This is a genomic window from Flavihumibacter sp. UBA7668, from assembly GCF_002483205.1.
Lineage (GTDB): Bacteria > Bacteroidota > Bacteroidia > Chitinophagales > Chitinophagaceae > Flavihumibacter.
In genome coordinates this window covers 1,039,317-1,060,694 of the sequence record NZ_DLHM01000007.1, presented here as the reverse complement: position 1 = coordinate 1,060,694, position 21,378 = coordinate 1,039,317, and the positions used below count along the sequence as shown (strand labels likewise).

Genomic DNA, 21,378 nt, shown 5'->3' with positions numbered 1-21,378 from the left:
AGACAAAAAATTACTATGAAACGCAGGCTTTGGGTGGTGGTGCAGGAATGGAAAGAATGGGAGAGTTGTATTGGTTGGAATAACTGACCTGTAAAGGATCAACTGTTACTACTGCAGGTTCCGTATCAGGAATATCTCTGCTGAGAACAACTGGAGCCAGCTTTATGAGCTTCTTTGCCATTTTTCCTTTTGACTGCCGCTTTTCGGAATACTGTTTTATTAGGGCATCCAGGTTCGCAAAGAGCGCTTCCTCCTGGGTATCATTGATGCAATAATAAAGCGTAGCGCCCGCTGCTCCGGTTTCCTTACGCACTACGTCATAGAAGGTTCCTTCATAAATAAACTCCTTCTCATTCTGCCAGCCGAGCTGTTCTTCCTGTCCCTGTTTTATTGTTATAAGATGAAGTTCATTCTGGGGTACACCCCTCTTGATCTGGCGTTTGATTTCCCTGCGGATCTGCAGTTGCTGCAATTTGAAAACTACCAACAATCCCGTGATATTGCTGGAGAAAACAACTAATAAGAATATGCCGGTTATAGTACGCACCGCCACGAATATAGTAAAAAGGCTGCCTCTGGTGAGGCAGCCTTTTATATAAAAATAGCTGAAGCTTTTCTTATACCTCTTCCACTTTCATGGATTTGGCCAGGCGGGTCCGCTCATTTTCATCAAGGTGAATTTTACGCATCCGGATAAAGTTGGGCGTTACCTCGATGCACTCATCATGCTGGATATATTCCATACATTCCTCGAGGCTTAATTGCGTTTTTGGTGCAATGCGGGTAGCATCATCACTTCCACTTGCGCGGTGGTTGGTCAATTTTTTACCTTCCGTTACATTCACCACCAGATCACCAGGTTTAATGTTTTCGGCCACAATCTGACCAGCATAAACATCTTCGCCCGGATCTACAAAGAAAGTTCCGCGATCCTGTAATTTATCAATTGAATAACCTGTCGTTTTCTCTGTATTCTTGGAAATCAATACCCCGTTGTTTCGTCCGGGTATCGGTCCTTTCCAGGGTTTGTATTCCAGAAACCGGTGCGCCATTACTGCTTCTCCAGTAGTGGCAGTCAGCATTTGCGTACGCAGGCCAATCAATCCGCGTGAAGGAATTTCAAATTCAAGGTGTTGCATATCGCCCTTTGTTTCCATCACATGCATTTCGCCTTTCCGACGGGTAACAAGGTCAATTACTTTGGAAGCAAATTCCTGTGGTACATCCACCACCAGCACCTCATAAGGTTCACAGCGCTTGCCATCGATATTTTTCAGAATAACCTGCGGCTGTCCAACAGTCAGCTCATACCCTTCCCGACGCATGGTTTCAATCAGTACACCCAGGTGAAGAATACCGCGACCATATACCTGAAAACTATCACCACTATCTGTATCAAATACCCGAAGTGCGAGGTTTTTCTCTGTTTCTTTCATCAGCCTATCCCGCAAATGGCGGGAGGTTACAAACTTACCGTCCTTACCAAAGAATGGAGAGTTGTTGATGCTGAATAACATATTCATGGTTGGCTCATCCACACTGATAACAGGCAATGCTTCCATTACCTCCTGATCAGAAATGGTGTCACCAATATTAAAGTCTTCCAATCCTACTACTGCACACAAATCACCGGCTAAAACTTCTGTTACCTTGCGTTTTCCCATTCCCTCAAATACATAAAGCTCACGAACCCGCTGCTTTTTGAAAGTGCCGTCCGCCTGCATCAATGCAATCGGCTGATTTTCCTTGATACTGCCACGCTGTACTTTTCCAATCGCAATACGACCAAGGAAAGAAGAATAATCCAAAGAGGTGATCTGCATTTGCAGCGGACCTTCATCCACTTTTGGTTCAGGTACATACTGTAAAATGCCGTCCATCAGGGGAGTAATGTCTTCACACTGTGTATTGGTATTGTTGAACCAGCCATTTTTACCCGAACCATAAAAGGTGGGGAAATCCAACTGTTCTTCCGTAGCATCCAGATTAAAAAATAACTCAAATACAGCATCATGTACTTCATCAGGGCGACAGTTGGGCTTATCAACTTTATTGATAACTACAATCGGCTTAAGGTTCAATTGAAGTGCCTTCTGCAGCACAAAACGGGTTTGAGGCATAGGGCCTTCGAATGCATCCACCAAGAGGATAACCCCATCCGCCATCTTTAACACACGCTCTACTTCTCCGCCAAAATCGGCGTGACCGGGGGTATCAATTACATTGATTTTCACATCTTTATATGTAACTGCAGCGTTCTTACTGAAGATGGTGATACCTCGTTCACGTTCCAGATCATTGCTGTCCATGATCAGTTCGCCGGTATCCTGGTTCTCGCGGAACACTTTAGTAGTGTGGAGAATCCGGTCAACCAGGGTAGTCTTACCGTGGTCAACGTGTGCAATGATTGCTATATTCCTAATATTCATAACTCTGATTCAACCCAAAGGCAAATCGCCTAAGAGCGCGCAAAGGTACAGCTATTTAGCCGCCCCGCAAGGGAATTTCCTATAAACATTATGTTATATATCACAACCCCTTGTACATCAATCCCCTTTGTCTCCTTTTCTCCTCTTTCTCCTTTGTCTCCTCTTTCTCCTTTTTAACCATATTCTCATCTCCCCCTCTCTTCTTCCTTCGTACCTTTCAGCTTATTTTTTGAACGAAAAAACAGATTGGCCATGAAGACGAATTTTAAGGAATTCCCCTATGATGATAAGACTACCCATATTCTTTTACCAGAACGTTTTGAATCCATCGACAAACCTGTTACCGCCATTGTTATCGGTGCCGGAAGACGGGGTTATGTATATGGACAATTTGCTTCACAATACGCACAACAGTTTGATATTATAGGTGTTGCAGAACCTAACCTCATCCGTAACCAACGGTATGCATCCACCCATCACATTGAACCTGAAAACTGTTTCTCCAATTGGGAAGCTGTTTTTGAGCGACCCCGTTTCGCAGATGCTGTCATTATTTCATCACCCGATCGGCTACATGTTGGACCCTGCCTGGCTGCACTTAAAGCTGGTTATCATGTGCTTCTTGAGAAACCCATTGCTCCTTCCGAAGAAGAATGCAGACAAATTCTTCAGGCATCCAAAGAATCCGGTAAAATCGTTGCGGTTTGCCATGTATTGCGATACGCTCCTTATTTCCGGAAACTCCGCAGTCTGATTCGAAGTGGTGCAATTGGGGAATTAATCAGTATTCAGCATATGGAGCCAATTGAACATGTACATATGGCCCATTCTTATGTTCGGGGTAACTGGAAAAATAGCGCTACTACCACACCAATCATTCTTGCGAAAGCCAGTCATGACCTCGATATTCTACGCTGGCTGGTTGGAAAGCCCTGTAAATCGGTGCATGCATTCGGCGGACTTCGATGGTTTAAGGAAGAAAATGCTCCGGAAGGAAGTACTGCCCGTTGTACTGATGGTTGTAAGATAGAAGCGGAATGCCCCTATTCTGCTATCAGGATATATCACCAGCAACGCGAACGTACCTATGTTTTCGACCTGCCCGAAGACAAAGAAGAACAGGGCGACTACATTCTTCAACAATTACGTACAACCGATTATGGACGTTGCGTTTACAGAATGGACAATGATCAGCCGGATCACTATGTAGCGAATCTATTATTCGATGGTGGTGTTACAGCCAGTTTCTCTCTTCAGGCTTTTACATCTTATGAAGGTCGACGCACAAGGGTAATGGGAAGTCATGGTGATATTGAGGGCGATATGACAAAAATGGTCATAACCAGTTTTCAAAATGGTCAAAAAGAACAATGGGCTGAAACAACTGATTTGCATGGCGGAGGCGATTTCAGGCTTATGGCAGATTTCGTTATGGCGGTTCATGCCAACGACCCTACCATGCTGACATCTACGCTTGAAGCTTCCATCGAAAGTCATCTTATGGGATTTGCAGCAGAAAAGAGCAGAATGGAAGAGCTGGTTGTTCCGATTATTTGTTAGTTGTAAAACTTGCCAACTGATCCTGCTATTGTTTCCTTATTTTGCCTTAAAAGCATCCACATGCGTATCAATAAGTGGTTAATTGGAATTCCGGTTGTACTGGCAGTTGTTTACATACTGGGGCCAAGTCCCGCAACTCCGGTTTATTCAACGGCTATGCCTGTAGTCCCGACCAGCCCGGATATTGAAAATTATGTTCGTAACAAAGAGCAGGTTCTTCGGCTCAAACCCGATAACGAAGCAAGAATTGTTTGGCTAAATGATTCACTCCGTCAACCAACAGAATACGCAATTGTTTACCTGCACGGATTCAGTGCCTCGCAGTTTGAGGGAGCTCCTACGCATATGAATGCAGCCAAAGCCATCGGCGCAAACCTCTATCTTTCCAGATTGGCAGAACATGGAATCGATACAAGTGAAGCACTCGTAAATCTGACTCCTGAAAACTATTGGGAATCTGCCAAAGAAGCACTTGCTATTGGAAAGCAGTTGGGGAAAAAGGTTATTCTAATGGGAACTTCTACAGGAGGTACCAATGCCCTACAGTTGGCAGCTTCCTATCCGAATGACGTGTATGCATTGGTGTTACTATCGCCCAATATTGCCATCAACGACCCCAATGCCTGGCTGCTTAATAATCCCTGGGGCTTACAAATAGCCCACCTGGTACTAGGCAGTGATTACCGCACCTCTTCAGACACCCGACCAGTTTATAAACAATACTGGAATACCCCTTATCGCCTGGAAGCAACGGTTGCATTGGAAGAACTGCTTGAAACTACCATGACACCTGAAACCTTTGCCAAAATAAAACAGCCACTGCTCTTAATGTATTATTATAAAAACGAAGAAGAACAGGATCCGGTTGTGAAAGTGTCTGCCATGCAGGATATGTTTCAGCAGGTAGGCACACCTGAAAACTGGAAGAAAGAAATCGCCATGCCAAATACCGGCGATCATGTCATAGCTTCCCCCTTCAAGTCAAAAGATGCACCCGCAGTTGAAAAAGAAATTATTGATTGGTTATTGTATTTAAAGTCCAACCATCCGCGATGATTCATACATCTGCTGGAGATTGTATTCAGTAGCCAATTTTTTGTGATTCACAACATCAATAATTGTTCCTATAAGGCATAACCCCCCGGTAAATAAATAGAGTATTCCCATTCCTACCTGACCAACTACAAAGCGCTGGATTCCGGCTACTACAACAAAACCTAAACAGGTAAGGAGTAGAATCTCTCCAGGTTTTTTGCGCTTACCACTATATATCATAAGGAATTGGTTCTTTTGCGATTCGGTCATCTTGCTCGTAAGATCTTTGATGCCCGCGGCTTCTTCGGGCTGAAGATCGGGCAGGGACATCAGGTAGGTATCCATGTCTTGGTTGGTTTTTATGTTGGGTTATTAATAAAGTTACAATTCTAAAAGCAATAATGGCAAGAGCCGGAATTCCCATCCAATGGTGATGCCAGGAAATTTTCCATTCTCCATGTATAGCTGCTGCGATGCTCCTGCCCACGCCACAACCCGGACAAGCATCCATTCCAATTACTGCTTCAATACCTGCATAACGAAAAGGGCAAAATCCCAGGGTATTCTCCTGGTAATTGACCGCGAGTCCCAGCCATAACATCGCACAGATCCAAATCACTGCTTCCAGGTTCTTTTGTATCCATCTTATTACCATCTCTCAATCTACGACGAAAATTTCACTGGTCGGGTTGCACCAACTCCATTCATCCGCCGGGTGAATGGAGTTCCTATATTTGTTGGATAAATGTTTGCCATGCTTCGATCAAAAATTGCGGGAATCGGTATGTATGTTCCTAAGAATGTAATAACCAACCAGGATCTGACACAATACATGGATACCAATGATGAATGGATCCAGGAAAGAACAGGAATCAAAGAACGACGATATGCTGACCGGACTGGAGAAACTACCGCCACCATGGGGGTAGAGGCAGCAAAGATTGCTATTGAAAGAGCCGGCATAATTGCTCAGGACATTGATTTTATCGTATTCGCCACCCTTTCACCTGACTACTATTTTCCCGGTTGTGGCGTGCTTGTCCAACGAGCATTGAAACTTAAAGAAATTGGAGCTCTTGATATCCGCAATCAATGCAGTGGTTTCGTTTATGCCTTATCGGTAGCCGACCAATTCATCAAAACCGGGATGTATAAAAACATTCTGGTTATTGGCAGCGAAAAGCACTCCTTCGGTCTCGATTTCAGTACCCGGGGTCGAAATGTAGCAGTAATTTTTGGAGATGGAGCCGGAGCTGTTGTACTACAACCTACTCAGGATCCCAATCAGGGCATTCTGAGCACCCATCTTCACAGTGATGGCGAAAGCGCGGAAATCCTGGCTATGTATAATCCGGGTACCCATGCCAATCACTGGGGACAATATGCCGATTTTGCAGAAGCCAAAATCGGTGAACAGTTTATGAGTCATGAAATGATTGATAAAGCCCAAAACTTCCCCTTTATGGACGGTCCGGCTGTGTTTAAAAAAGCCGTAGTAAAATTTCCTGAGGTTGTAATGGAAGCCCTTCAGGCTAATGGTCTGCAGCCATCGGATATAAATATGCTGATTCCACACCAGGCCAATCTGCGGATTGCTCAGTTTGTTCAACAACAGCTCAAACTTGGAGATGATCAGGTTTACAATAATATTCAACAGTACGGAAATACCACAGCGGCTTCCGTACCTATAGCTCTATGTGAAGCCTGGGAGAAAGGAAAAATCAGACAGGGCGACCTGGTTTGTCTGGCTGCTTTTGGCAGCGGATTTACCTGGGCAAGTGCCCTTCTGAAGTGGTAACCAGCATATAGTGCAGCATGGGCTGAATCGATTTAGTTTGTATATTTCCTATCCATACAAAACCAAATCAAGATTGCCATGCCTAACCAACGCCGACAATTTCTTTCCCAATCTGCCGCATTAGCACTCGGCATAACAGCTTTACCCTCATTCGCCAACACCCTTTCGCACCGGATTGGTGCCGCCGACCAGATCAATGTTGGCGTTATTGGTTGTAATGGTATGGGTTGGAGTAATCTGCAAGCCATCCTCAAACAGCCTGATGTACGCTGTATCGCACTCTGTGACGTGGATGAAAATGTTTTGACCAAAAGAGCAGGTGAGCTGGCAGCCAGAAATATGCCGGTAAAGACCTATAAGGATCACCGTGAGTTACTCGATAATAAAGATATCGATATCGTTATCATTGGAACACCTGATCACTGGCATTGTATCCAGATGGTAGATGCCTGCGCAGCCGGCAAACATGTTTACGTTGAAAAACCCTGTGGTAATTCCGTTGAGGAATGCCGGGTAATGGAAGCAGCTCAGAAACGCTATGGCTCCATCGTCCAGGTGGGACAATGGCAGCGAAGTGCCCCTCATTTTCAGGATGCCATCAATTTTGTTCACAGTGGTAAACTCGGGAATATTCGTACGGTAAAATCCTGGGCATATATGGGTTGGATGAAACCCGTACCCATTAAACCAGACGGACAGGCACCCAGCGGTGTGGATTACACGAAGTGGCTTGGTCCCGCTACCAAACGACCATTTAATGCAAACAGATTTCATTTTAATTTCCGGTGGTTCTGGGATTATGCAGGCGGACTTATGACCGACTGGGGGGTTCATATGATGGATTATGCATTACTTGGAATGAAAGCACAATACCCCAATCAGGTGATGGCATCTGGAGGAAAAATGGCTTATCCGGATGACGCGTCTGAAACTCCTGATACCCTGGCTGCAGTATTTGAATACGATAAATTCAACATCGTATGGGAACATGCCACCGGGATTGATCTGGGGCCATATGGATTAACACATGGAACAGCATTTATCGGAAATAATGGAACCCTGGTATTAAATCGGGAAGGCTGGTTTGTACAGGCAGAAAAAGGGAAGATGGAACCCATTGAATTACAAAAAGATCAGGGTGATTCATTAGAAAGACATATGGCTAATTTCCTGGCTTCCATCAAAGCAAATGATCCGGCCAAATTGAATACACCAATCCAACAGGCCTCATTAACTGCACAGGTTTGTCAATTGGGAAATATTGCCTTCCGTACCAAAGAATTGCTTCAGTGGGATCATAAAAAGAATCAGTTCCTGAATAAAGCTGGCAATGATTTATTGAAAGCCAATTATAATAATGGATATAAAGTTCCCAAAATTTAAACATCAACTGGCAGCAGTGCTTCTCCTGCTGCCAGTGCTTTTAACCGCACAAACCAATTTAACAGACAGTGTATTAATCTTTTCCTTTTTCAAAGGAAACGGAGAAGATGGTCTGCACCTGGCTTACAGCAGGGATGCACAGCACTGGATTCCACTAAAAAATGATCAATCATTACTAGCACCTGCTGTTGCAAAGGATAAATTAATGCGGGACCCTTGCATAACCCGGGGAGGCGATGGATATTTTCATATGGTCTGGACAGTCAGCTGGAATGATAAGGGAATCGGATATGCCCGGTCAAAAGATCTGATCAACTGGTCAGAACAGGTTTTTCTACCCGTAATGCAACATGAGCCAGGTGTATTGAATACCTGGGCACCTGAAGTATTCTATGATGCTGAAAGCATGCAATATTTGATATACTGGTCTTCTACAATACCTGGAAGGTTTCCCAAAACGGATAGCCAGGGTGATGAAAAATACAATCACCGCATCTATTATACCCTTACCAAAGACTTCAAAACGTTCACACCAACGGGCTTACTATATGATCAGGGATTCAATGTCATTGATGCTAGTATTTACAAAACAGGGAATCAATATACTATGCTGCTGAAAGATGAAACATTGAAACCTATTCCCCAAAAAAATATTCGGATTGCAGTCAGCCAAAAACTGACCGGCCCCTATTCCGCAGCGTCTGAACCAATTTCGGGAAAAACCTGGGCAGAAGGCCCTACAATGGTCCATCACCTGGGATACTGGTGGCTTTATTACGATCAATACAGTACGCATCGTTATGCCTGCCAGCGTTCGGCCGACCTGAAAAATTGGGAAAATTTGAGCCATCAGTTGGTATTTCCAACCGGCGCACGCCATGGTACCGTAATTAAAATTTCTGCGGCAGAATTTAAGATATTGGAACAGTTCTGATGCCTTAGCTTTGCCTTAACCAATGGGCATTGCATGATAGTGGATCCATCCCAGAAAAAACTCATATTCCTGGTCAACCCCATTTCCGGCACCAAATCCAAGGCCGACCTTGGCAAACTGGTAATGGAAACCGCAGCTGGCTTTAACTCTTCAGCAATTGTATTACCAACTGTTGCCAGTGGCGATTATTCATTCGTCCGACAGCGTATCCTGGAAGAAGGTTTCACTGATATAATCATTTGCGGTGGGGATGGAACCGTTAATACGGTTATTAATGATTTAAGGGATCTGGATATTCATTTTGGAATCGTCCCCTTTGGATCAGGAAACGGTCTCGCCTTTTCAGCAGGTATTCCCAAAACCACGCAGAAAGCTATTGAACTTGCATTTACAGGTAAAGCCCGTTTTGTAGATGCGTTCCTTGTGAATGATCAGTTCGCTTGTATGTTATGCGGATTGGGTTTCGACGCCAAAGTTGCACATGATTTTGCCCAGCAACCAGGAAGAGGACTGCTCACCTATACTCAGCAAACCATAAAAAATTATTTCACTGCCACTCCTTATCATTTCGAAATGGTGGTGGAAGATCATGTTATTCAAACCGATGCCTATTTTATCAGTGTGGCAAACAGTAATCAGTTTGGAAATCAGTTTACCATTGCACCAAAAGCAAGTCTAAATGACGGACTGCTGGATATAGTAGTGGTTCCTAAAATGAACAAAGCCATCCTTCCATTTGCATTAATCCAACAGGTTACAACAGGTGAACTAACTGGTGCCCATGAAGAACAGAGCACTACCATCCAATATTTTCAAACTGCAAAAATTCAGATCCGAAACAGGGATTTAGCGCCGGTCCATATTGACGGAGAGCCAAGGGAGAGCGAAGAAACACTCAATATTCGCGTACTCCAGCGGTGTATTCAGTTGATCCAGCCTATTTGACATAAATCAAACTTTTTTACGACACATTCCACAAACCTTATTTAACTAAGGGTATGCCCGTAGCTTTTGATGTAAGAAAATTCTAATCCTCCGCAGTGCTGCAATTACAGTTCTACAATACCGTTCGTCTAGGTCTAACCGTAATTGGAAGCAATGAAAAAATGTTTACCCCTACTCTTATCCTTTATCCTGCTGCTGTTGTCAATGCAGTCGGGATTTTCACAAACTACCTACAACTTTAATTCAGGAGCTACCCTTTCAGCCCCCATCTGGTCGTTCTGGAAAACCAGGGCGGTAGTTACCATTGATGGAGTACGCTATCAAATGGATTGCGGAGGAAATGGCTCTTTTGCCAACTCCGCTACTGAAGGTGTCAGCAACAGCGCTTCTCTGAAAAAAGATGGTTCCGGTGGAGATCAGTTTACCCTAAAGCGCGAGGATGGCCAGCCGTTTCAGTTTTATGGCTTTTGGGTAAAGCACCAAAGTATGAACAGTTACTCGCAGTTCATGTCGCTTCCTCCCTGGTATACCATTACCTACAATCTTGCCGCAGGTGGGTCGCAAACAGATAAAGACATGTCTGCCAAACAGGGAAACAATTCCGCGCTTACAACCACGGCAATTACCTATACAAAAGACCTGGCGGTTACTTCGGTATCCATCAACTTTAATGCGATTATGTATTTCTGGATCGATGATATTAAAGTTGGACCGGTTGCTTCGACGCCCGCACCAACGATTTCAGCCCATCCTGTTAACAAGGCAATTTGCGTTGGAAGCAACACCAGTTTTTCTGTGACCGCTCAAAATGCAACCTCCTACCAATGGCAGGTAAATACAGGTTCCGGTTTCACCAATATTTCGAACAACACCATCTATTCAGGAGTCAGCACCAGTACACTTACTCTGACCGGCGCTATTTCTGGAATGAATGGTTATCTCTATCGCTGCGTAGTGGGTGGATCCTCCTCCGTTACCTCAACATCAGCCACACTGAATGTCAGCGGTGTCAATGTAGCTACCAGTCTAACCAATATTGCTTGTAATGGAACTGCTACCGGTGCTATCACAGTTACCCCCAGTGGCGGAACTGCCCCCTATACCTATCTGTGGTCAAATGGTGCAACCAGTTCGTCCGTAACCGGACTTGCAGCGGGTCCCTATTCCGTTACCGTTACAGACGCTATTGGTTGTTCTACCAGCAGAAACTTTACTATAGTACAACCTACTGCCATCAACGCCAGTACATCACAAACGAATGTCTCCTGTAATGGAGGAAGCAACGGTAGTGCAACAATTACTGTTTCTGGCGGTTACCCTCCCTACTCCTATAGCTGGGCTCCAATGGGAGGAACTGCAGCAAAAGCTACAGGTTTGGCACCTGGAAATTATACCGTTACTGTTACAGATGATGTTGGTTGCCAGATCACCCGCAACGTTACCATTACTCAACCTGCAGCCATGCAGATTGGTACCTCTCAAACCAATATTACCTGCAATGGTGGAAGCACAGGATCAGCAGGTGTAACCGTTTCCGGTGGTACTGCTCCTTATACTTATATGTGGTCAAATGGGGCTACTTCTGCTACTGCAGCCGGACTCGTTGCAGGCGGTTATTCCGTAACCATTACAGATGCCACCGGATGCCAGGCTACCCGTCATTTCACACTTACCCAACCAACAGCCATGCAGATTGGTACCTCACAAACCAATATTGCCTGCAATGGTGGAAGCACAGGATCAGCAGGTGTAACCATATCCGGTGGTACAGCCCCATATTTTTATAGCTGGGCACCAATGGGAGGAACAGCAGCAACTGCAACCGGTTTGGTAGCAGGTAGCTATACGGTAACCATTACAGATGCCAACAACTGTCAGACTACCCGCAACTTCACAATTACTCAACCAACTGCCATGCAGGTCAGCACAACGCAAACCAATGTTGCCTGCAATGGTGCGAGCAATGGTTCCGCTGGGGTCACTGTTTCCGGTGGTACTGCTCCTTATACTTATATGTGGTCAAATGGAGCCACTTCTGCATCTGCAGCCGGACTGGCAGCAGGCGTTTATTCCGTTACCATTACAGATGCCAATGGATGTCAGACTACCCGCAATTTCACGATCACTCAACCCCCTGCATTTACAGCAAGTGTCAATAAAACAACGGAAACAATTTGTTCAGGTAACAATACATCCATTGAACTGACCGGCTCCAATGGTACTGCTTTTAACTGGACAGTTGCCTCCGTCTCTGGTGATGTAGCTGGCTACAGCAACGGATCCGGTGAAACGATCTTCCAGGCGCTTACAGGGAATGGAAAAATCAACTATACAATTACTCCTTCCAATGGAATTTGTACAGGTACTCCCATTCAGGTGGCTGTTACTGTCAATGGGTTAACAACCATTACATCACAGCCAGTACCGAAAGCTATTGAAGAGGAAGAGTCAACTTCTTTTGAAATTTCTGCTGCCAACGCTACCAGCTACCAATGGCAAGTAGATAATGGAAACGGATTTGTAAACATATCCAACAACACTGTTTATAGTGGTTCAACCAGTTCAACACTTTCGATCACCAATGCCACCGGCGAACTTGATAGCTACAGCTATCGTTGTATTGCTTCTGGTCTCTGTGCCCCAGCTGCCATCTCTGATGCAGTGAACCTGGATGTGAATGTAAAAGCAATACAGACCATCAGCTTTGAAACCATTCCCGCACAGATCTATGGAGAACAATATACACTGCAGGCCAGCAGCAATTCGGGCTTAGCCGTTGAGTTCAGTTCCAGTGATCCTTCCATCGCAACAATTAATAACGGTGTGCTCTATGCGAAAAAAGCCGGACAGGTAACTATTACCGCCAACCAACCCGGAAATAATGCGTATAAACCGGCACCCGCTGCAGAGCAGTTGATTACCATTCAAAAAAGACCACTGACAATTGAAATCAATCCAGCTGCCTCTTTTGAGAAAATCTATGATGGAACTCCTTCGCTCACGCTGCCGCAAAATGCCTTACTCATTCAAAACGCAATATCTGGTGATGCTCTCCAGGTAAGCGCATCTGCCAATTTTTCTTCAGCTACGGCAGGAATGAATAAAGAACTGGCAATAGATAATTTCCTGCTTACTGGAAACAATCTGGCAAACTATTCTATCAGCCACAGTTCAATTGAAGGCTCCGGTACCATTCAGAAGAAACTCCTCACCCCACAGGTTAAAAACAATGCGCAATTCGTGAAGACCTATGATGGTTCTGCTAACCTGGAACTGGAGACAAATCCCGTTGAATTAACCGGACTGGTAGGTATAGATGAAGTATTTGTACAGGCTACAGCTGCTTTTGATGATAAAAACGCCGGAACAGAAAAACCTGTCTCAATCACAATCACTTCCCTGGTTGGCTACGATAAGGATAATTATGAATTGTCCACCTCCAGCTTATCTGGTACCGGAACCCTGCTGCCCAAATCAGTTGAGGTTACCCAAAGTGCTCAACGTGGTATCTTCAAAACCTATGATGGCACCACTACCATGAACCCGAATGATCTTTCACTGGAAATTTCAGGTATAGTAACCGGTGATGATGTGAGCGTAGAGGCAAAAGCAGATTTTGAATCCAAAAATGCAGGAACTAATATTCCACTTACCATTCATTCTCTGCAACTGGATGGAAAAGACAAAGGCAACTACAAGTTAACCAGTAACCAAACCAGCGCTGTGGGTACTATTGAGCCTTTTGTTCTTACTGTTCAATTCAACCTGAATCAGACAATTTCGAAAGTGTACGATGGCACAACAACTGCCGCCATCCATTCTGATAATTTAGTACTGCCTGCTCTCTTTGGAGAAGATGAAGTAACCATTGAGGTTCCTGAAACTGCCTCCTATGCTGATAAAAATGGTGGTACTGGTAAAACCGTGCTGGTCGATGGAATCAAACTTACCGGAAACGATGCCGGTAACTATACACTGGAAACAGCTGCGATTACTGCTTCCGTGGGTACTATCTTACCAAAAGCGGTTACGGTTAAAGCAATCGCAGCTACTAAAGTATATGGCAGTCAGGATCCCGATTTCAATTATAGTATCGAAGGAATTCTGGAAGGAGAAAAACTTGAAGGTAAACTTTCAAGAACAGAAGGTAATAATGTTGGTGAATACGATATCACAATTGGATCAGTTTCCGGTGGCACCAATTATATCATTGAAAGTTTTGAAAAAGCCAGTCTGACAATCACCAAAGCAGACTTGCTGATCAAAGCTGATTCAAAATCCAAAAAACAGGGCCAGGCAAATCCGGTGTTTACCCTTCAGTACCTGGGATTAGCGGCCGGTGATCAGCCATCCGACCTGAGTGTTGCTCCAATTGTTACAACCAATGCGTTTGGCAATTCACCTCTTGGAATATTTGAAATCAGGGTAGAAGGTGCAGCATCACCCAATTACAATATCAGCTATCAAAATGGACAACTTACCATCACGCCTGCTTCTTCTCAAAACTCCGTTCAGGCATGGAGCAACAGTTCTGATCAACTTCAGATCCGCATATATGCCGAAAGAGCACAGAAAGCATCGATTGTATTGTACACGGTAAGCGGACAAACATTGATCCTGGAAGCCAAACAACTGACCCAGGGAATCAATACCTACACGATTCGGACAGGTCATCTATCCGCAGGAACCTATATCCTTGGAGTATATGGCCAGTACTTCAAAGAAGCCGATAAGGTGAACATTAAGTAAGTGGCAAGCATCATAAACACGAAGCTGTCTCAATTGAGGCAGCTTCTTTTATTTTAGTACGCTCCAAACTGTTTCAGTATCTCCAGGGTAATTGTTTTTCTGCAAGTCCCAAAATCAGCCCGGTTGTTTGTCCTTGGTTGCAATAACCGGGTCGCAAAAAAATAAACACCTTTTTTTGTTTCCATCCAGCCAACCCACCAGCCGGTATTGATTCCAGCCTGGCGGGTCCAACCCGTTTTCGCGTGGTTAAGATACTCAGTTGTTTTTTCGCTGATCATTATTTTTTTCACCAGATCAATGGATCGTTTCGAAAAGGGCAATTCATTTTTATACAGGCGTATCAAAAATTCCACCTGGTTTTTCGGACTTATGCCAAACACTCCATAATTCCAGAAATCATCATCCGGGTGCGAAAGGTTTCTATTTCCATATCCAGCTTTCTGCAAATAACTGCGATAGCGCTCTTTACCAATGCGCTTTGCCAGTTCGATATAAACCCATCCCGCTGAAACCTCAAATGCTTCACGAACGGTCATATCATGATAAATCTCAGGCCGATAGCCATACAAAACGGTATCGGTTTTACCCGGCCACCTGACAACTTCAGTTTCATCTTTGATGACGCCGGTTTCTAATGCGATCAGACTGTTGATTATCTTAAAAGTGGATGCAGGTAGTGTTGTTTGCATCGCTTTTGCTGAATCACTTATAAACCACTTATCGCCTTTGAAATTATACAAGACAATGGTTCCATCTACTTCACACTGTTTGCATAAAGTTTCAAAGGACTGAGCTTGTGCAGTTGAAATCAAGGAAAGTTGCCAGCCTATTAACAAAATAAGAAAAGGAAAGAATTTCAGTTTCATGACATTGATTCGAACCACCAAATTCCATCTAAAACCGAAACTGATTTTAAAATAGTGATAAACGGATCGGCGCTCCTTCCAGTTGCAACAACTTTTCCTTTCTCCACAAACCTCCACCATAACCAGTTAAACTTCCATCAGAGCCAATCACCCGATGACAAGGTACAATAATACTTATCTTGTTCAATCCATTCGCATTCGCAACTGCTCTTATCGCCAATGGTTTTCCCAAAGCATCCGCCTGCTCTTTATAGGATCGGGTTTTGCCAAAAGGGATTGTCAGCAACTGATTCCATACTTCCAGCTGAAACGGACTTCCAATCAGATCAATAGGTGTGGTAAATGTTTTTAGCTTCCCTTCAAAATACTCCGCCAGTTCTTTTTCCAGTAATTCAAAATGAGGATTGGATCCCTGCAAAATCGTTGCATTCAATCGCTTTGATAAATACACCAGCTCTGTCTCCAGCATCCTTCTATCTGAAAATTCAAGCAGACAAATCCCTTTGCTGGTGGCACATGCCAGCATGGTCCCTAAAGGTGTTTCAATTCGTTTACAATCTATCATACCTGCTGTTTTTGATTGAGAAGGGCTGAGCCCAAATATCGAGCGGAATCCATCAACAAATCCACTATTGGATTCATATCCGGCTTCAAAAGCAGCCCCTGTTACTGACGCTCCCTGTTGAATTTTTTTGAACGCACTGTTAATTCGAAGCATTCGCTGAAAGGCATGAAAACTCATACCATGGTGCTTGAGAAACCAGCGGCGAAGCGTAGCAGGCTCAAAGCCTTTCTGCCTCAAATCATAATCTTTTAGGCGGATGGATGGGTCGTTTTCCAGCTCCCTGATCAAGGCCCGAATCGCATCCGGTGTTGCAGCAGGTTGCTCCATAGGCCGGCAAACTTTACAAGGCCTATATCCGGCAGCGATGGCATCCCGAACTCCAGGAAAAAACTCTACATTCTCGCGCTTGGGTTTGCGTGCCGTACAGGTAGTGCGACAAAATATCCCGGTCGTTTTCACGCCGGTGATAAAAATCCCTTCAAACTCCGGGTCCTTCTCAACCAGGGCCTGGTACTTGCGATCATCGGTGAGTGCGTTGGCCATGTATTAAATTTAAGCATACAAAAGAACACCACCGAACGCATTCACACCACCGAAAAATGAACAGGTATTTTTTTATTCTCCAGACTTGTATTGTTGGGCCAGTATGGGAGGCGCAACGGTGCAATAGGCCACAGTCAACAGATCCTGCAGCATTGATTTCCGGATCTTTTTTAGGTTCACCAAGGTCCAGCCCAGTTTACCCCAGCTTCCCTCCACAGGATAAATTACTGCCTTGTCAAAAGCACAAAAAACAGATTGATCGATTAGGTTTAGCTTTACCGATACTTCCTGGTTCTTGACATTAAGTGTTGCAAAAATTTTCTTCCGGACCCGAAATGATTCTTTGTCAAAATGAGGTGAGGTTTCGACCTGGTCAAAGCTTTTCGCCAGGATGCGGAATTGCTCATTGCTTACCATTCCCTGAAGTTAACAATTTCAGTGCTGCCGCCAGTTCCTTCATTTTCTGTGGATATTTTTCAGCAAGATTCACCCGTTCCCCTGGATCAGCCGATAAATCATACAACTGCGCCTGTTCCGAATGCCCCGATTCAATATTGGTTAACTGGTAAACAGCAGGCCCTTTGGATGGCGCAATATATTTCCAGTTATCCTGTACCAATGAATAACTGGCTCCATGCAACACCAGGGATGTTCTTCCTTTTGCAGACCGGCCACTTAATGCCGCCCACTGATTTTGAGAATCCGCTACGTCTCCTGAAGGTATTTTAACGCCCAGGAAATTGGCAAAAGAAGCCAGCAAATCAACCTGACTGAACAATACATCACTAATTCCAGCTTTCACCAATTTTGGATAATACACAATAAATGGCACCCGCATTCCAGCTTCAAAAATACTGTACTTACCACCTCTTAATTCACCTCCCGGAGTATGCCCATTCAATTGCGTTACAGCGCCATCAACATACCCATCGTCCAAAACCGGACCGTTATCACTAGAAAAAATAATCAGGGTATTCTCCGCTTGTCCCGATTGCTCCAGTGCCTTCAGGATTTCCCCCACTGCCCAATCAATTTGCAGGATGGCATCACCCCTGAATCCTAAACCACTCTTTCCCTTAAACATCGTGGATGGCATACGCGGAACATGTGGTTCTGTCAGGGAATAAAACAGAAAAAACGGCTCCTTTGAATCTAAGCCTATAAACTCCTGCGCCTTTAAAAGAAAGGTCAATGGCATTTCTTCATCGGTCCACCTGGCAGTTTTGCCGCCTTTCATATAACCGATTCTGCCAATCCCGTTCACAATCGTCTGATCATGTCCGTGATTCGGTGATGCCTTCATCTTCAACAAATGCGGATGCTCCTTACCGGTAGGTTCATCCCCGATTTTTTCTTTATAACTCACTTCGATGGGGTCTGCAGGATCCAGCGCAACTACCCGGTTATTCTCAACAAACACGGTTGGTACTCTGTCTGCTGTTGCTGGAAAAATAAAGGAATAATCAAAACCTACTTCATTTGGTCCGGGTTTGATTTCTCCATTCCAGTCTTTAGTCACAGCTGTACCTAAACCCAGGTGCCATTTGCCAACGATACCCGTACGATAGCCTGCTTTTTTAAAGACTCCTGCCAGGCTGATCCTGTCTGTTGGTACAATCAGTGCCGCATCACCCGGAAGCACTCCGGTACCAGATTTTCTCCAGGGATATTGCCCGGTCATCAAGGCATAGCGGGAGGGCGTGCAGGTGGCTGATGTTGTATAAGCCCTTGTAAACCGTAGCCCGTTCTTCGCAAGCCGGTCGATATTCGGCGTATGCAATTTGACAGCGCCATAACAACTGAGATCGCCATAACCCAGATCATCCGTATAGATCACCAGCACATTTGGCCGGCCTGCATTCTGCTGACCAAAAACCGGCAATACAGCCATCCAGCTAAAGCAGACCAACCCAATTGCATACCCGAAAAATCGATTCATTATAATATGATTTGCTGAATGGTTGTTTTACCCACCTGCTTACCATTCCTGAAACTTGCGGCTTTGACCGTAACGGAACGACGTACATCAAATGCTTTTTTATACAGCGTTGATTTTGCACTCGGCTCCGATCCATCCAGTGTAAAATGAATTTCTGGCTCAAAACTTTCAGTAGAGAAACTAACCGTGGCGCGTCCGGCATCCGAATCAATCTGTATGGATTGTTTTACATTATACGCACTCTGTGCAGCAGTATAATTCCAGAACGCATACCGATTATGTTGAGTTTCCAGGCGGCGGGTGAAATCGCTCCAGTCTTTAGGCTGACTCGTCCAGGCAATTTCAGCAATTGCTGCCATCCTTGGCAAACTCATATATTCCACTTTATCGGAACTGGCGATGTATTCAGTCCATACATTCGCCTGAACACCTTTGATATGTTTTGCCTCTTCAGCAGTTAGTACCGAAGGAATGGGTTCATAGGAATACACTTTCTGAAGTGTTAGATACCCACCGATAGCCATCGGTTCCAACGCAGCCTTACCCTGGAAATAATCAAAATAAACATAGCTGTTTGGGGTCATAATTACATCGTGGCGTTGCTTTGCGGCTTCAATTCCACCCGCTTCACCCCTCCAGCTCATAACAACGGCATTGGGTGCCAGTCCGCCTTCCAGAATTTCATCCCAACCAATCAAAATACGACCCTTAGAATTGATAAACTTCTCTATTCGTTGAACAAAATAGGATTGCAACTCATGTTCATCTTTCAATTTCAGGTCCTTAATCCGCTGCTGGCAACGGGGGCATTTTTTCCAGTTTTCCTTGGGACATTCATCCCCACCGATATGTATATATGAAGAGGGGAAGAGATTGATCACCTCAGTCAATACATCTTCCATCATCCGGAAAACGGAATCATTACCGGCACAATACACATCATTGTGTACACCCCAGGTTTCCTGAACCTGTTTTCCACCTTTTACCTTTGTCAAATCGGATGGATATTTATTGATATGGGTAGCTTCATTTGGGAAACAACTCAAATAAGGAAAAGCTGCAATCGCGGCAGAAGCATGCCCCGGCATTTCAATTTCCGGAACAATGGTAACATGGCGTTTTTCTGCATACTGAATGATATCTTTTACCTCCGCCTGGGTGTAAAATCCGCCATACCGCTGGTTGGTATTGCCACTACCCGGGTAATTTCCGATGATGGTACCGTTTCTCCAGGCACCAACAGCAGTAAGCTGAGGATATTTTTTGATCTCGATTCTCCAGCCATGGTCATCCGTAAGATGCCAGTGAAGGCGATTCATTTTATGCAAAGCCAGCAAATCAATGTATTTCTTAATAAAATCAGCCGAAAAGAAATGGCGACTCACATCCAGCATCATACCCCTGTACTGAAAACGGGGCGCATCTTCAATTTGTACCGGAGCTATAGCCAGGCTGGTATTGCTGTCAGCTGGTAATAACTGGATCAGGGTCTGAATGCCATAAAATACGCCGGCCGCATCCGTACCTGAAATTTTAACTTCCCTGGCACCGGTTTCCAGTGTATAGGCACCAGACACAGTGCTGGCATTTCCAAGAGCCAGAGAAATGGTATTGATTTGTTTGCCTTTTTTGATTTTAGGCCTTGCCAGTGAAAACTGTTTCTGTAAATAACTGTTCAGGAAATCCGCGCTTGATTGCAGACTTGGATGACTGGCCAAAACAGCGGTTTGTGCAGAAATACGGAACGAATCAGCGGAATTGAGTTCAGTAATCCTGCCGGGTTTTGGCAGAATCGAATATTGTGCAACAGCAATTTGTGTACAGGTTACTAATACCAGCACAGAGAAAAAATGGAAAGCAGATTTCATGACTAAACAGGTTGATTGAAGCACTGAAAATACCGAATCCCGGCTAATGCACCCGACGGAAACGATTGCATGAAATCAGCGATGCCCTTCCCATTCCTGATAAAACTGTTCGATATACGACTCCATAAAGGCATGGCGCTGTGCTGCGAGGCGCTTCCCGGCAGCGGTATTCATCCTGTCTTTTAAGAGGAAAAGCTTCTCATAAAAATGATTAATGGTAGGATCGTTGTTGAATTTGTACTGCTCCACCGTTTTCTGCAGATTAGGCGGCTGGTTGGGATCATACAAGGGACGGTTTTTATATCCGCCATAATTAAACGCACGGGCTATACCAATAGCACCAATGGCATCGAGGCGATCGGCATCCTGCACAATGGCCAGCTCCACTGAATAATAAGTTCCCACATTATGACCTCCCTTAAAAGAAATATGCGTAATGATCTGCTGAACTTCCCGAATGATTTCAGGATTCACCTGTTGAGCCTGTAGATATTCACCAGCAACACGCGGACCGATACTATCATCGCCATCATGAAATTTTGAATCAGCAATATCGTGTAATAAGGCAGCCAATTCAATTATTAATAGATTGGGAGTCATTCCATCTTTGGCGGCTAATTCCGCATTGGCTATTGTTTTAGAAGTTTGCCATACCCGGTAAATATGCCACCAATCGTGGCCTCCTTCAGCAGCTGCCAGCGTTTTTTGAACAAATTCAACCGTATTCCGGATTAGCTGGTTCGTATCCATTGTCTGAAAAAAAC

Annotated in this window: 17 protein-coding genes; 7 read left to right on the top strand and 10 right to left on the bottom strand. The window is 44.6% G+C overall.

Features of this window, described 5'->3' with window-relative positions; translation table 11 throughout:
- Positions 1-13: 13 nt before the first annotated feature.
- Together B2746_RS21915 and typA are read right to left on the bottom strand one after the other, a co-directional pair.
- A complete protein-coding gene (locus B2746_RS21915; protein WP_290799146.1) occupies positions 14-547 on the bottom strand; it encodes a hypothetical protein in 534 nt (177 codons plus the stop codon).
- Between the two features lie 70 nt (positions 548-617).
- Positions 618-2,429: a translational GTPase TypA gene (gene typA, locus B2746_RS21910; protein ID WP_290799144.1), complete on the bottom strand. Its 1,812-nt coding sequence runs from the start codon at positions 2,427-2,429 to the stop codon at positions 618-620.
- Between the two features lie 252 nt (positions 2,430-2,681).
- Between typA and B2746_RS21905 the strand changes: the two genes are divergently transcribed.
- The gene (locus tag B2746_RS21905; RefSeq protein WP_290799142.1) at positions 2,682-3,989 is read left to right on the top strand and encodes a Gfo/Idh/MocA family protein; all 1,308 of its coding nucleotides are present in this window, start codon (positions 2,682-2,684) and stop codon (positions 3,987-3,989) included.
- A 60-nt stretch (positions 3,990-4,049) separates the two neighbouring features.
- A complete protein-coding gene (locus tag B2746_RS21900) occupies positions 4,050-5,045 on the top strand; it encodes an alpha/beta hydrolase (protein ID WP_290799140.1) in 996 nt (331 codons plus the stop codon).
- Here B2746_RS21900 and B2746_RS21895 read toward each other — a convergent pair.
- Both B2746_RS21895 and B2746_RS21890 read right to left on the bottom strand, forming a co-directional pair.
- On the bottom strand, positions 5,022-5,264 hold the full coding sequence (locus B2746_RS21895; protein WP_290799138.1) for a TM2 domain-containing protein: 243 nt from the start codon (positions 5,262-5,264) through the stop codon (positions 5,022-5,024). The two genes, B2746_RS21900 and B2746_RS21895, sit on opposite strands and share 24 nt — an antisense overlap.
- Complete coding sequence (locus B2746_RS21890) at positions 5,254-5,679, bottom strand: DUF2752 domain-containing protein (protein ID WP_290799136.1); 426 nt, start codon at positions 5,677-5,679, stop codon at positions 5,254-5,256. The genes B2746_RS21895 and B2746_RS21890 overlap by 11 nt, the downstream gene beginning before the upstream one ends.
- A gap of 99 nt (positions 5,680-5,778) precedes the next feature.
- Between B2746_RS21890 and B2746_RS21885 the strand changes: the two genes are divergently transcribed.
- From B2746_RS21885 to B2746_RS21865, 5 genes are all read left to right on the top strand, one after another.
- Positions 5,779-6,822, top strand: coding sequence for a 3-oxoacyl-ACP synthase III family protein (locus B2746_RS21885; RefSeq protein WP_290799135.1), 1,044 nt, complete (start codon positions 5,779-5,781; stop codon positions 6,820-6,822).
- Positions 6,823-6,900: 78 nt separating this feature from the next.
- Entirely contained in the window at positions 6,901-8,205 is a 1,305-nt protein-coding gene (locus B2746_RS21880) for a Gfo/Idh/MocA family protein (RefSeq protein ID WP_290799133.1), read from the top strand.
- Positions 8,180-9,139, top strand: a complete 960-nt coding sequence (locus B2746_RS21875; RefSeq protein ID WP_290799131.1) for a glycoside hydrolase family 43 protein — start codon at positions 8,180-8,182, stop codon at positions 9,137-9,139. Before B2746_RS21880 ends, B2746_RS21875 begins: the two co-directional genes overlap by 26 nt.
- Before the next feature lie 33 nt (positions 9,140-9,172).
- A complete protein-coding gene (locus B2746_RS21870) occupies positions 9,173-10,084 on the top strand; it encodes a diacylglycerol/lipid kinase family protein (protein ID WP_290799129.1) in 912 nt (303 codons plus the stop codon).
- Between the two features lie 153 nt (positions 10,085-10,237).
- On the top strand, positions 10,238-14,833 hold the full coding sequence (locus B2746_RS21865; RefSeq protein WP_290799127.1) for a YDG domain-containing protein: 4,596 nt from the start codon (positions 10,238-10,240) through the stop codon (positions 14,831-14,833).
- A gap of 53 nt (positions 14,834-14,886) precedes the next feature.
- On the opposite strand, the gene B2746_RS21860 is transcribed toward B2746_RS21865, so the two are convergent.
- The 6 genes from B2746_RS21860 to B2746_RS21835 all read right to left on the bottom strand — a co-directional run bounded on the left by B2746_RS21860 (position 14,887) and on the right by B2746_RS21835 (position 21,364).
- Positions 14,887-15,699, bottom strand: coding sequence for a penicillin-binding transpeptidase domain-containing protein (locus B2746_RS21860; RefSeq protein ID WP_290799126.1), 813 nt, complete (start codon positions 15,697-15,699; stop codon positions 14,887-14,889).
- A 46-nt stretch (positions 15,700-15,745) separates the two neighbouring features.
- Positions 15,746-16,807: a bifunctional transcriptional activator/DNA repair enzyme AdaA gene (locus tag B2746_RS21855; RefSeq protein WP_290799124.1), complete on the bottom strand. Its 1,062-nt coding sequence runs from the start codon at positions 16,805-16,807 to the stop codon at positions 15,746-15,748.
- A 72-nt stretch (positions 16,808-16,879) separates the two neighbouring features.
- The gene (locus B2746_RS21850; protein ID WP_290799122.1) at positions 16,880-17,224 is read right to left on the bottom strand and encodes an MmcQ/YjbR family DNA-binding protein; all 345 of its coding nucleotides are present in this window, start codon (positions 17,222-17,224) and stop codon (positions 16,880-16,882) included.
- Complete coding sequence (locus B2746_RS21845) at positions 17,211-18,746, bottom strand: sulfatase family protein (protein ID WP_290799119.1); 1,536 nt, start codon at positions 18,744-18,746, stop codon at positions 17,211-17,213. The genes B2746_RS21850 and B2746_RS21845 overlap by 14 nt, the downstream gene beginning before the upstream one ends.
- Complete coding sequence (locus B2746_RS21840; protein ID WP_290799116.1) at positions 18,746-20,614, bottom strand: beta-N-acetylhexosaminidase; 1,869 nt, start codon at positions 20,612-20,614, stop codon at positions 18,746-18,748. The genes B2746_RS21845 and B2746_RS21840 overlap by 1 nt, the downstream gene beginning before the upstream one ends.
- A 75-nt stretch (positions 20,615-20,689) precedes the next feature.
- Positions 20,690-21,364 carry an HD domain-containing protein gene (locus tag B2746_RS21835; RefSeq protein WP_290799114.1) on the bottom strand — a complete coding sequence of 225 codons (675 nt, stop codon included), beginning with the start codon at positions 21,362-21,364 and terminating at the stop codon, positions 20,690-20,692.
- Between the last annotated feature and the right edge of the window lie 14 nt (positions 21,365-21,378).

Excerpts from the sequence above, each read along its gene's own strand:
- B2746_RS21865 (WP_290799127.1), top strand. The coding sequence starts at position 10,238 with ATGAAAAAATGTTTACCCCTACTCTTATCCTTTATCCTGCTGCTGTTG.
- B2746_RS21890 (WP_290799136.1), bottom strand. The coding sequence starts at position 5,679 with ATGGTAATAAGATGGATACAAAAGAACCTGGAAGCAGTGATTTGGATC.
- typA (WP_290799144.1), bottom strand. The coding sequence starts at position 2,429 with ATGAATATTAGGAATATAGCAATCATTGCACACGTTGACCACGGTAAG.
- B2746_RS21885 (WP_290799135.1), top strand. The coding sequence starts at position 5,779 with ATGCTTCGATCAAAAATTGCGGGAATCGGTATGTATGTTCCTAAGAAT.
- B2746_RS21895 (WP_290799138.1), bottom strand. The coding sequence starts at position 5,264 with ATGATATATAGTGGTAAGCGCAAAAAACCTGGAGAGATTCTACTCCTT.
- B2746_RS21870 (WP_290799129.1), top strand. The coding sequence starts at position 9,173 with ATGATAGTGGATCCATCCCAGAAAAAACTCATATTCCTGGTCAACCCC.
- B2746_RS21840 (WP_290799116.1), bottom strand. The coding sequence starts at position 20,614 with ATGAAATCTGCTTTCCATTTTTTCTCTGTGCTGGTATTAGTAACCTGT.
- B2746_RS21905 (WP_290799142.1), top strand. The coding sequence starts at position 2,682 with ATGAAGACGAATTTTAAGGAATTCCCCTATGATGATAAGACTACCCAT.
- B2746_RS21855 (WP_290799124.1), bottom strand. The coding sequence starts at position 16,807 with ATGGCCAACGCACTCACCGATGATCGCAAGTACCAGGCCCTGGTTGAG.
- B2746_RS21860 (WP_290799126.1), bottom strand. The coding sequence starts at position 15,699 with ATGAAACTGAAATTCTTTCCTTTTCTTATTTTGTTAATAGGCTGGCAA.
- B2746_RS21880 (WP_290799133.1), top strand. The coding sequence starts at position 6,901 with ATGCCTAACCAACGCCGACAATTTCTTTCCCAATCTGCCGCATTAGCA.
- B2746_RS21900 (WP_290799140.1), top strand. The coding sequence starts at position 4,050 with ATGCGTATCAATAAGTGGTTAATTGGAATTCCGGTTGTACTGGCAGTT.
- B2746_RS21875 (WP_290799131.1), top strand. The coding sequence starts at position 8,180 with ATGGATATAAAGTTCCCAAAATTTAAACATCAACTGGCAGCAGTGCTT.
- B2746_RS21845 (WP_290799119.1), bottom strand. The coding sequence starts at position 18,746 with ATGAATCGATTTTTCGGGTATGCAATTGGGTTGGTCTGCTTTAGCTGG.
- B2746_RS21850 (WP_290799122.1), bottom strand. The coding sequence starts at position 17,224 with ATGGTAAGCAATGAGCAATTCCGCATCCTGGCGAAAAGCTTTGACCAG.
- B2746_RS21835 (WP_290799114.1), bottom strand. The coding sequence starts at position 21,364 with ATGGATACGAACCAGCTAATCCGGAATACGGTTGAATTTGTTCAAAAA.